The organism is Candidatus Paceibacterota bacterium, from assembly GCA_035452965.1.
Taxonomy (GTDB): Bacteria; Verrucomicrobiota; Verrucomicrobiia; order Limisphaerales; family UBA8199; genus UBA8199.
Genome location: DAOTCE010000030.1, coordinates 18,935 through 30,517, shown reverse-complemented (window position 1 = coordinate 30,517; position 11,583 = coordinate 18,935). Strand labels below are relative to the sequence as shown.

Below are 11,583 nucleotides of genomic sequence, written 5' to 3'. Positions count from 1 at the left end.
GTGCGAATCTGGGACGATTTATGCGGCGACAGTTTGCCAACTTCCCGTCCGGAGGCTAAGGTCTTTTTCCGAACAATGCATTCGGTCGCTTTTCTGCAAGACCTGGCGGTCGTGATGATTGTGGCCGGGTTGGTAACACTGATCTTCCACCGGTTCAAGCAGCCGGTGGTCCTGGGCTACATTCTCGCGGGCGTCATCATCGGCCCGCACACTCCGCCGGCTGCGCTCATCCACGACAAGCAGACCATTGACACGCTGGCCGAGCTGGGGGTCATCCTGCTCATGTTTTCGCTCGGGCTGGAGTTCAACCTGCGCAAGCTTACCCAGGTGGGCGCGTCGGCCCTGATCGCCGCCCTGATGGAGATCCTGCTGCTCTTCTGGGTCGGGTATGAAATTGGCCGTTACTTCGCATGGCCCTTGCTGGACCGCATCTTCCTCGGCGCGATGCTCTCGATGTCCTCCACCACGGTCATCATCAAGGTGCTTGGAGAACTGGGCAAGATGAAGGAGCGCTTTTCGCAACTGATCTTCGGCGTGCTGATTATTGAGGACATTCTCGGCATCGCCATGATCGCGCTCCTGTCCGGCATTGCGATGACGGGCCGGTTGAGCGTGGGAGACGTGGGCCTCACGCTGGGCAAGCTGGGGATCTTCCTGGCGGTGGCGTTGGTGGTGGGTTTGATCGCGGTGCCGCGCTTGCTTGGCTATGTGGCGCGATTCAAGAGCAACGAGATGTTGATCATCACCGTGCTGGGCTTGTGCTTCGGCGTGTCGCTGCTGGCCGCGAAGCTGGGCTACAGCGTGGCCCTGGGCGCATTCATCATTGGCGCTGTCATCGCGGAGGCGCGGGAGATCCACCGGGTGGAGACCCTGCTGGAGCCGGTGCGCGACATGTTCAGCGCGATCTTCTTTGTGGCTATCGGGCTGTTGATCGAACCGGCCATGCTGATCGCACACTGGCAGCCCGTTCTGGTCATTACCCTGGCGGTGATCGTGGGCAAGGTGTTGACCTGCTCTTTTGGCGCGTTCGTCGGGGGCAATGACACCCGCACCTCGCTGCGGGTCGGCATGGGGCTGGCGCAGATCGGCGAATTTTCGTTCATCATTGCGTCGCTTGGCGTGACGCTCAAAGTTACCAGCAACTTCCTTTACCCCATCGCCGTGGCGGTCTCCGCCATCACGACCCTGCTGACGCCCTACCTGATCAAGAGCGCCGACACCATGGTGGGCTGGTTCGACCGTGTGGCGCCGAGGCCGCTGGTCAGCAGCCTTGACCTCTACACTCGCTGGGTGGGGCAGTTCGGCAGCCAGCGGGACAGCAGCATGGCGTCAAAGTTGGTGCGGCAGTGGCTTTGGCAAATGGCCCTGAACAGCGTCCTGGTAGCGGGGGTGTTTATCGCGGCGGCCTTCCTGGAGCGTCGCCGGCCCGGGTGGTTGAAGGAACTCGGAATCGGCGACGAAGGACTCAAGGCCGCGTTTTGGCTGGCGGCCGTGGTGTTTTCCTTACCCTTGCTCATCGCCACTTTCCGCAAGCTGCAGGCCCTTGGCCTTCTGATCGCGGAAACCAAGGTGCACGCGGCGACGGCAGGAGAGCGCACCGCGGCCATTCGCGCCGTTGTGGCCCAGGTGGTGCCGATCGCCGGGACCGTCGTGATGGGGATATTTGTGCTGGCGCTCAGTTCCACCCTTTTGCCGAGCATGGAAGTCTTCGCTGTGCTGGTTCTCATCGTGGCGATCGTCACCTGGCTGCTCTGGCGTTCGTCCATCAGGATCTACTCCAAGGCGCAAGCCGCCCTGGTGGAGACCTTTGCGCAACCGCCCGCACCGCGACAATCTAATGCTCCCGCTGCGCTGCCATCCCTGCTGCGCGAGGCGGATCTGGAGACCGTAACCCTCGCTGCCAATTCGGCCGCCGCCGGTAAATTGATCGGCGAACTCGAATTGCGCACGCGCACGGGCGCGAGCATTGTCGGCATCGAACGCAGCGGTTCCCGGATCATCAATCCCGGCCCCGATGAGGAACTCCAATCCGGCGACCAGATCCTGCTGCTTGGCGCCCGCTCGCAACTCGATTCGGCCCGAACCGTGCTGACCACCCAGGTTTGAGCCAGAGCGCCTGCTGCCAGGCGATTGGTTGACACTACTTCTTTGGAAAGACAGTGGTAAGTCAACACCCCCTGGCAGGACGAAAGGGGCGCGGTTGCAACTGCGCCAAAGTCGGCTATGCTAGAACCGGCGCGGCCTTGCAAGACCGAGGGGCGCGCCGCCTTACGTCGCTTATGAAGAAAGTAGCTGTTTTGCTGGTGGACGACCATGCGGTGGTTCGCCAGGGATTGCGAGCCTTGCTGGAGGCGGAAGGGGATATCTCCGTGGTGGGCGAAGCGGAGAATGGGCGGAAGGCGGTGGTGTTGGCCAAGAAGACGCTGCCCGAGGTGGTGCTCATGGATGTGGCAATGCCGGGTTTGAATGGTCTGGAAGCGACGCGGCAGATAGTAAAGTATGTTCCGTCGGCCAAGGTGCTTGTCCTGACTTCGTACGGGGATGAGGACTATGTGACTCAATTGATGGAGGCCGGAGCCGTGGGCTACCTGGTCAAGCAAACGGCCGCGACGGATTTGCTGAAAGCCGTTCGCCAGGTTCATAAGGGTCATGCGTTTTTCAGTCCAATGATCGCCAAGCGTCTGCGCAAGAATGGCGGGGGAATCCTCCAGAAAGGACAATCGGGCAAGAAAGGAACGGGTTTGACGTCACGCGAGGCGGAGGTGCTGCAACTGGTGGCAGAGGGCCTCGCGAACAAGCAAATCGCGGGGGAACTGTCCATCAGCATAAAGACGGTGGAGAAGCACCGCCAGCAGGCGATGAACAAGCTCAATATTCACGACGTCGCCAGCCTGACCCGTTACGCGATTTCCAAAGGCTGGGTGGAGTCGGGCGCGTTGGCGCGGATTTGAACTGGAAGCGGACGCGCCGAACCGTTGGCAGGGCAGGGGAGTGATACAGGGCGATTTCGGGGGGTTACGGGGTTAAATCGGTCACCCGGAAGTTGTCCAGCCAAACACGGTAAGTGCCATAGCCGTCGGCCGGCACGAATGCCAGATGCTCGAAGACCCCTTTGCCTGTGGTGCTTTCCAATATCCCGTTGCCGTTCAGGCCGCACACTGGTTCAGCGGGGAGGAGGAAGGTTAAGGTTGTCCACTGGCCCGCCGGGACGTAACGGCCCTTGACCGGAACGTGACTGTTGTCGGCCGTGCCTCCGAGGCATTCCACAGTGCCGTCGATTCCGCCGTCGGCGCCAATGGGGGCAGTGGTATCAGTTTCGCGGAAGCCGATGGCGACGTACAGGGCCTTGTCGGTGAAGAGATCGAACTGCACGGCCTGATTGGTGCTGATGGTGGGATTGGGCAGGTTGGCGGCGCTGAAGGTCGTCAGCCGCAACCAAGAGTCAGTGGTGGCGGTTTTGAAGCTCCAAGCTGCGGCCAGCACTTTGGCGCTGGAGTGACCGGCGGGGAAGATATTGGTGACGCAGGCCAGGTTGGGCGTGGCATCGAGGAAGGGAAAGGTTGAACCGGAGGCAGAAGGCGGCTGGAACATCACCTGGGTCCCCGGCAAATAGGCCTCGAAATCGGCCAGCGTTTGTGACGTTGCCTCGCGCGCGCGGTAGAAGCGACGGCTATAGTCAGGCGCGTCAGGGTCAAAGAAGGGTAGGGGACCGTTGCCGGCGGCGAGCACCCAGATCGGCTGCCAGTAAGACAGGTTGGTGGAGGCCTGCAGCAGGTAGCTTTGTCCTGATACCCCCGAGAAGAGCACTTGCGCTTGATTGTTGGTCATCATCGCGATGGATAGAAAACGGCCTCGGGACGGACTGACGGTCAGGGCTGCCATGGCGCTGGTGGCCAAGCCGGCGGGATTGCTGACGACAACATCGTAGTGGCCGGCATCTGCTGGTTGGACATTGACCAGGGAGAGGGAGGGACCAGTCGCACCGGGGAAGTTTGTCCCGTTGAAGCGCCATTGGTAGCTGAGAGGGGAAGCGCCGCTCGCGGCGACGGTGAACGACACGTTGTCGCCCGCGCTCGCTGCCTGAACGGCAGGCTGGGTGGTAATCGTAGGCGGAAGGAGCGCGGGGGCAGTGAGGTCCTCCACGCGCAGGTTGGCAAACAACGCGAAGGCGTCATCCGCCGGGCTGGCTATGGAAGGGAATGGGTCCATGAAACCGATCATCATGTTACCCAAGGTGAAGCTGGAGGTGTTGGTGCGCTGGGCGACGACCGTGCCGTCGAGAAGCCAGAGCAAGACGCTGTTGGTTTGGCGCAGTTCCACTTCGACCCAGTTTTTGCCGGGGGCGCCAGCAGACTCGAAGCGCGCGGACGGGAAGAGACTTTGATAGATGGCGGCGGTGCTGTTGGAGGCGCTCAATCCGCTGGTGCCGGCTGCCGTCAGGTCAGTCTGAGTGCCGGAGAGGTTGCCCACGTAAGCCCGGTAGTCGTCGGCAGTGTCGCCTTCACCATCCAGCGCATACCAGACGCCGTCTGTAGAAGAAGCCGAGGGAGCGGCCCAGTTGACCTGGGTGCCGAGATGGTTGATACCGAAAACCCCAAACTGGGTGGAGCCCGACGCGTCGGCGCCGCCCGCGTTACCGGGGTAGTTGATCCACAGGTCGAACTTCAGGGCGAAGTCATTGCTGAAAGACTGGCCCTTGGGGTAGATGTTCACCGCGGCGGTGGCGGCGATGGTGTCGTTGTTGTTGACCGTGAATCGGATGGCGCGAGCGGCGCCGTCAGGCGAATTGGGCGCGGGCGGAACAAGACCGGTGACACCGTTGAAAGTGTAAGGCGTCATGCCATAGTCGTACGCCCAGTTGGTGGTGTAATCGGCGAGACCGTTGACCGCACCCCAGAACAAATTCCAGTTTGTCGAAGTGTCGGTTGCAAAGCTGTCGGCAAAGAGAATGGGATGGACATTAGTGTTGACGCGAAGCAGGGCAGGGCGGCTGGCGATGGTCCCTGCCATGTTGGTCACGACGACGGCATAAGTGCCGGCTTGGGCGGGTTGAACGTTGCTGATGAGCAGGCTGGAGGTCGTCGCGCCCTCAATCGGCATCCCGTTGAACTGCCAGCGGTAACTGAGCGGCGGATCGCCCGCAACCAGCACCCGAAAAGCGGGGCTGGCGCCCGGCAGCACCGTGCGGCTGCGGGGCTGGATGATGATTACAGGCGCCATCGGTGCGATCGTGTAGCGCGGGATCTGGATTACACCGTCGCTGGTTGTGCCTTCGGACGGTCCCTCGTTACTGAGGAGGGCGGCGAGGCTGGAGGTGGTCAGGACGTTGGTGACCGTGTTGGGGCTTCCGTCCACGGTAATGGCGTTTTGAACCAGGCGGATACCATGGCTGTAATCGGCATAGGTATCCTCATGGTCGTTGACAAGGCCCTGAATTGGAACGCCAGTCGTGGAATGCCACCCGTAAATCACAACTGGCTTGGTTGGACCGCTGAAGTTCGTGTAGATCTTACTGGAGACGACAACGTCCTTCTTGTCTCCGCCAACCAATGCGCCAAGAGGGAATGAATTGGTTAAGGCGACGCGCTGCGTGTGGACCATGTAATTATGCTGGGCAAACACGGGCACGGTAATCATCGCCCCACTGGGCGGGATAGGCTTTGGCGGCAGTTTGACCGCGGCGTTCGTCCAAATCTGGTTGACCATCTTGCGCGTCGGCAGTGTGCAGCCGAGCAGGTCGCACATCCGCTGGGCCAGCAAGGGCGTGGTCGGCTCCAGGAAGTAATCCGCATCGGAGCCAATCGCCAGGTAGTCCGGAGCGGCGTAATAGGTGGCTGTGTGCAGGGTTCCATTGATATTGGCGCTCACGTTGATGGGCACCAGTGTGCGCTGGAAGTTCGGGACGTTCCCGCTGGCGACCTGCGCGTAGATCCAATACTCGCGCTCGCCCAGGGGCATGGGGGTGATGATGTTGGCGAACTGGCTGCCGGTCGGGGCGTTGGCGGGGCGTGGCGGAAGGTTCAGGGTCTGGGCACCGGCCTGGCCGGATGCCAGGAGCAGCCCAGCCGCCAGCGCGACTGTGAATCTCACGTACAACACGATGCGCCCGGTGCGGTGTGCCAGCACCGTGCAACCACGTGGTGTATAGCACCTTGCCGGCCGGCTGGCGAGCAAAAAGAAGGCTGGATATTACTTGCAAAGGTGTTAAAATGCGTTCAGTTATAATCAATTATCGTACTGATGAAGGGTCCTGTTTTCCCGCAAAGACGCATCTTGGTGGTTGATGACGAGCCGCTCGTTTGCGACGCCGTGAAGATGATGCTGGACTTCGACGGTCATGAGGTGAAGACCGTCGGCAACGGCAAGGATGCTTTGGCGATTCTGGAGAAGGACCACTTTGACCTGGTCATTACTGATTTCGATATGCCGGCAATGAAGGGCGACGAATTGGCAGCGGCCATCAAGGCCCGCTCGCCCAAGCAACCGGTTGTGATGATCACCGCCTACGCCGAGATGATCCAGGCTTCAGGCAATCCGCTCACAGGTGTTGACTACGTGATCAGCAAGCCGTTTCTCCTGGAGAACTTGCGCGAGGCCATCGCCAAAGTGGCCCCTGGCACCCCGGCGAGCCGGGTGGATGCAAATTAGAGCGGCAGCGTGATTCCCGTGCCGCCACGACCGGGCGGCGGTGATGCGTGGGCGGTACCCGTACTGCACCGGTATGGCAGTGCGTATTTCCCACAACTTGTGGAGAATCTCGGGCGCGATAGGATGGGGGCAGATTGATGAGCACTGCGACGGAAACAACGCAACCCTCGACTGTATTCGCCAACCCCGCCTCGTCTGTTGGCGCGTGCAAGAGCGGGTCAGTGCGGCCCTCCATCCTGCGGCAGATTCTCCAACTCCTGCTGATGACCGTTCTCGCCGCGGCGAGCTATTTCATCATCAGCCACTTCCTGTTGCAGTCGGTGCGGGTTGTGGGGCGGAGCATGGTGCCTACCCTCCACGACTCCCAGAACTGCCTGCTCAACCGCTGGATTTATCACTTCCGCGCGCCGCATCAAAGCGACGTGGTCGTCCTGCGCGACCCGAGCGATAACGGTTTCTCGGTCAAACGCATCATCGCCACGCCGGGAGATTCGGTCTATCTCAAGGACGGCTACGTTTACGTCAACGGCTGCAAACTTAACGAAAGTTATCTGACGCCCGGCACCCTGACGTTCAGCGACTCCAAGTCCCACGACGAGTTGTTCCTGTGCGGCAAGGATCACTATTTTCTCCTGGGCGACAACCGCCGGAATTCCATAGACAGCCGTGTTTACGGGGCGGTCCCGCGCGCGAATATCCTAGGCCCTATCATTCGCTGACCACGCGCGAAGCCTGCTCTCGGCGAGGCGGCCCCACCCAGGTCTGAGGCCCTGCAAAATTGGAGTAATTCACACTTGCCGATGAGGGCTGTTGGTGCACACTAGCCGCAACGAGCCCGATTTGTGGCCAAGCGGCGGCCATACCGGGCCGGGGTGACAAGCTGGGTGTTCGAGGTAGTGAAGGCGATGCACGATACAGCGTATGCGAATACTCCTTCAGCGAAAGGATAGCGGTCTTTATTTCGAGGACTTTGATTCGTGGACGTCTGATAGCTCAAGTGCGATGGATTTCGTCAGCTCCACCGCAGCCCTGGAGTTCTGCGAGGCGAACAAGTTGGTGGGAACGCAGATTGTCCTGAAGTTCGACGAGGAGAAGCAGGAGATCGTCTTGCCAGCCATAATAGCAACAGCCCCGCAAGGCCAGCGTCCAACCGAGGCGGCTTAGTCATAACGATGCAGGTGGGTGTTTGCCTCCCGCTCACCCCAGCCCTTTGCCTCAGGGCGAGAACTTCCTGGAATTCCCACGTTTGTCCTGATCCACGCCGCGCTCACAACTTGCGCAAATCCGGCCGGCGCTTATGCTGTCAACCATGTGCGCGAGACAGATTGACGGCAGCGTTCAGCGCCGCATTGCGGACCTGGGGCGCCTGGTGCTGGACGGCGGTGACATCACGCGGCAGCAGGGCCGGTGGCTGTTCGCCCTTGAGGCCAGGGCGGAGATCTTCGAGTTGCTGACATGGGCAAATCGCATCCGCGAGCAGTTTAAGGGCAATAAGATTCACCTGTGCTCGATCGTGAACATAAAAGCGGGAGGCTGCCCCGAGGATTGCCGGTTCTGCGCCCAGTCGGCGATTTATGAGACCAGTTCGCCGCGCCACGGCCTGATCGAACCGGAAGCAGTGCGGGCGGCGGCGGCGGAAGCCAAGGCCAACGACGTGGTGGCCCTGGGCCTGGTGGCCGCCTGGCGAGGAATGGAGGAAGGTCCAGCCCTCGAACAGATTTGCCAGCGCCTGAAGGAGCTAAAGGAATATGGAGAGCCGCGGCCGGATGCGTCGCTGGGAATGATCAAGAACCAGAAGGTGGCCGACCGCCTCCGAGAAGCCGGGCTGGAGTGTTACAACCATAACCTGGAAACTTCACGACGGTTCTTCCCGCAGGTGTGCACGACGCACAGTTATGAGGACCGGCTGCGGACGATCGAGCACTTGAAACACGCGGACATTAAAGTTTGTTCAGGGGGCATTCTGGGCATGGGTGAAACCTGCGAGGACCGCTGTGACCTGGCGTTTGCGCTGAAGGATCTCGGTGCGCACATGGTGCCGATGAATTTCCTCAACCCCATTGCAGGAACGCCGTTCAGCCAACGGAAGCCCTTGGCTCCGCTGGAAATCCTCAAGACGATTGCGTGCTTCCGATTTGTCCTTCCAAGACAGGAGATCACAGTGGCCGGGGGGCGGACCGTGAACCTGCGCGACCTGCAAAGCCTGATTTTCATGGCCGGCGCCAGCGCGCTGATGGTGGGGAATTACCTCACCACAACCAATCAACCTGTGGAGAAGGACTTGCAGATGCTGCGAGATCTGGGGCTGGATCCGAGGTGGGACAAGCATGGATTCCGCGATCAACTGGAACCGGGCGGGGCAGGGCAGGTGGCGGTGACTGGTCCGTAGCCGGCCTGGACCGAGCGGTCATGGAGTTGATGGATGGATTGCGGGCGTTAACCAGACGGCAGCATGCAAAGGCTGGATAAGAACATCAGAGGTTACTCAGGCGAGACCATTGACATTCACGCTGTTCTAGGTGACTGCGTGGCCGCGGCTGAAGCCTCAGGCTGGACTATTGAGGAAATTCACCCGGGTCCGAAGAGCATCGTTGGCTTTGTTCGTCGCGCGAGAGTTACCACACCCGGCGTCCCGCGAGTTTACCTCTCCACCGGCATCCATGGTGATGAACCGGCGGGGCCCCTGGCGGCACGCCAGCTTTTGCGGGAGAATGACTGGCCGCCGGCTCTGGACCTTTGGCTCTGTCCCTGCCTGAATCCGACCGGCTTCGAGCTGAATCGCCGGGAGAATGGTGATGAGGTTGACCTCAACCGTGAGTATCTTTCTCCCCAAGCCGCGGAGACCGTGGCCCATGTCAGATGGCTGACGCAGCAGGCGGATTTCGATTTGTGCCTGTGCCTCCACGAGGACTGGGAGGCGCGGGGATTCTATCTCTATGAGTTGAATCCTGATAACCAGCCTTCGCTGGCTGATGCAATCATCGGGCGTGTTGGCGAGGTGTGTCCGATTGACCGGTCGGAAGTCATAGAAGACCGGCCGGCGCGCGATGGTGTCATTCGCCCGAATCTTGATCCGCGCACCCGACCGCAGTGGCCAGAAGCGTTCTTCCTGCTGATGCACAAGACCAGGCTCTCCTACACTTTTGAGGCCCCGTCGGGTTTTCCGCTCGCGGTGCGTTTGGCGGCGCTGGTCGCCGGCGTGAACACAGCGGTCCGGATTGCCGCAGAGAAACCTCGGCGGCTCTGAAAGCAACAGTGCCCGGTTACCGAACGACGCGCGTTCTTTGCTCCGTCCAGACTTGCCCCAGGGAGTCGAGGGTCTTGTTGTTCAGGACGCGTTCCGCCAGGGGGAAGACGATGCGTTCTTCCTTGTCGAAATGCTCGCGCGAGTAAGCCACCGCGGCGAGCAACAACTGCCGCGCTTTCTTTAACTGCCGGGCTTGCCGGAGGTTTTTCAGGCTGGCGTCAATCTCCTGATGTTCCTCCAGGAATGCGTCGCGCTGGCCCAGTTGCTCGAAGCAGTGCTCGAGCGGCCCGATAAACAGTTCGTCTTCCGTATCGGAATGAGCTTTCAGCAGTGACTCCATCAGCGCCGCGAGCGACTTCACCTCGGCCAGCGTCTTCAGTTTGGGCGTCACGGCTTCGATGTGATCGAACATGTTATGGAAGACCAGATGCTCGGCGAATAGCGCTTCGGTGATTCTCATGGCAGCAATGCTTCAGTCGTTACGTGCCACGGTTCTAGCAGAAAACCGCCGATTGCGCCATGAATTTCTGGGCGTTGGACGCGCCGACGTGCCGGCAGATACGCCTGGCAATCGAAAAGCCTGCCGGGTCTATGGCGGGGTGCTGGCCACAACCGCCTTCATTTTGGCCAGGCCGGTTTTCGCCACCTCCAACGCGCCCTCCGACCAGTTCCTCCGGTTGAAAATCTCCAGGGACAGCACTTTCTGCCCTCCGGTTCGGCGCAACATTCGCAGCAAGTCGGCCAGCGGGGCGACGCCATCCCCGGGATACAAGCGGTAGCTGTCGTCAATTGTCTCGCGCGGCGGATCGCTCGGGTAGTCGTTCAAATGGAGCACAGGTATCGCCTCAGGGCCCAGCAACTGAATGCCGTGGAAGTCCGAACCGCCCTTGTAGAGATGGAACACATCGGCCAGCACACACGCGTTGCGGTGGCCCGTTTCGACAGCCACAGCGACGCACTCGCTGAGGCGGCCCAGGTTTAGGGAGAATCCCCACAGCTCAAGCACAGGCACCACACCGCTCTGCACACCGGCTTCCAGCAAGGCTCGATAGCGTTCTGCCACTCTCAGCAGGTCCAGTTTGGGCAAGCGGGTAGCGCCTGCGGGCGGGGCGGCCATCCGTTGGCCGCCGATCTGCGCCACCAAATCCATCTCTCGTCTGGCCCGCTCCAGACCTTTGGCCCGTCGGGTGTCGTCCTCGACTGCCCATTCCGCGAATCCGATAACTCCCTCGACCGTTAGCCCGGCGTCGCGGATTCGATTCCTCAAATCCGGCAGGCTGCCGCCGTTGTTGACGTAGACGTTGATGGACTCCATCCAGGGCTCGATGGCGTCATAGCCGGCTTGAGCGGCCACCCCGATTTCATTGAGGATGCCCAGCTTCTGTCCGCGTATGGTGGCAGTGTTCAGGCAATAACGGACGGGCGAAGTGGGTGCCTGGACAGGCGGCCTGACGGGTTCCGCTTTGAGCAAGGTGTCCTTGAGCATCACCGCAGCCCCGACCAGTAAACCGGCCTCCGCCAAGGCTTGGCGGCGCGACAGTTTTTGTGCGTTCATCGCCCTCTTCAATAGTCAAAACAGGCCCGCCTGGCCAGAATCCTCTGCGAGATATGATGGAAAGCGCTGTAAGTAACTAAAAGCCAGCTACTTACACGGATTGGCAACCCGGCAGAGGTGTGTATGTGCGTAA

Annotated in this window: 10 protein-coding genes; 7 read left to right on the top strand and 3 right to left on the bottom strand. The window is 60.7% G+C overall.

The genetic code is table 11. The features are described from left to right. Positions 1-75: 75 nt before the first annotated feature. Both P5205_17760 and P5205_17755 read left to right on the top strand, forming a co-directional pair. A complete protein-coding gene (locus tag P5205_17760) occupies positions 76-2,106 on the top strand; it encodes a cation:proton antiporter (protein HSA12211.1) in 2,031 nt (676 codons plus the stop codon). 173 nt (positions 2,107-2,279) lie between these two features. Next, positions 2,280-2,951, top strand: a complete 672-nt coding sequence (locus P5205_17755) for a response regulator transcription factor (protein HSA12210.1) — start codon at positions 2,280-2,282, stop codon at positions 2,949-2,951. Between the two features lie 64 nt (positions 2,952-3,015). Here the strand turns inward: P5205_17755 and P5205_17750 are convergent, their stop codons facing one another. Then, positions 3,016-6,090 (bottom strand): immunoglobulin domain-containing protein, encoded by a 3,075-nt coding sequence (locus tag P5205_17750; protein HSA12209.1) that lies wholly within the window; start codon positions 6,088-6,090, stop codon positions 3,016-3,018. Positions 6,091-6,240: 150 nt separating this feature from the next. Between P5205_17750 and P5205_17745 the strand changes: the two genes are divergently transcribed. The 5 genes from P5205_17745 (at position 6,241) to P5205_17725 (ending at position 9,895) form a co-directional block, all read left to right on the top strand. Continuing rightward, positions 6,241-6,648 carry a response regulator gene (locus P5205_17745; protein HSA12208.1) on the top strand — a complete coding sequence of 136 codons (408 nt, stop codon included), beginning with the start codon at positions 6,241-6,243 and terminating at the stop codon, positions 6,646-6,648. A 137-nt stretch (positions 6,649-6,785) separates the two neighbouring features. After that, on the top strand, positions 6,786-7,367 hold the full coding sequence (lepB, locus tag P5205_17740; protein HSA12207.1) for a signal peptidase I: 582 nt from the start codon (positions 6,786-6,788) through the stop codon (positions 7,365-7,367). 202 nt (positions 7,368-7,569) lie between these two features. Then, a complete protein-coding gene (locus P5205_17735; GenBank protein HSA12206.1) occupies positions 7,570-7,812 on the top strand; it encodes a hypothetical protein in 243 nt (80 codons plus the stop codon). A gap of 133 nt (positions 7,813-7,945) precedes the next feature. Further along, a complete protein-coding gene (gene bioB, locus P5205_17730; protein HSA12205.1) occupies positions 7,946-9,037 on the top strand; it encodes a biotin synthase BioB in 1,092 nt (363 codons plus the stop codon). A gap of 63 nt (positions 9,038-9,100) precedes the next feature. Then, the gene (locus P5205_17725) at positions 9,101-9,895 is read left to right on the top strand and encodes a M14 family metallocarboxypeptidase (protein ID HSA12204.1); all 795 of its coding nucleotides are present in this window, start codon (positions 9,101-9,103) and stop codon (positions 9,893-9,895) included. Between the two features lie 16 nt (positions 9,896-9,911). On the opposite strand, the gene P5205_17720 is transcribed toward P5205_17725, so the two are convergent. Together P5205_17720 and P5205_17715 are read right to left on the bottom strand one after the other, a co-directional pair. Beyond that, positions 9,912-10,355: a hemerythrin domain-containing protein gene (locus P5205_17720; GenBank protein ID HSA12203.1), complete on the bottom strand. Its 444-nt coding sequence runs from the start codon at positions 10,353-10,355 to the stop codon at positions 9,912-9,914. 129 nt (positions 10,356-10,484) lie between these two features. Beyond that, a complete protein-coding gene (locus tag P5205_17715; protein ID HSA12202.1) occupies positions 10,485-11,450 on the bottom strand; it encodes a sugar phosphate isomerase/epimerase family protein in 966 nt (321 codons plus the stop codon). Positions 11,451-11,583 lie beyond the last annotated feature (133 nt).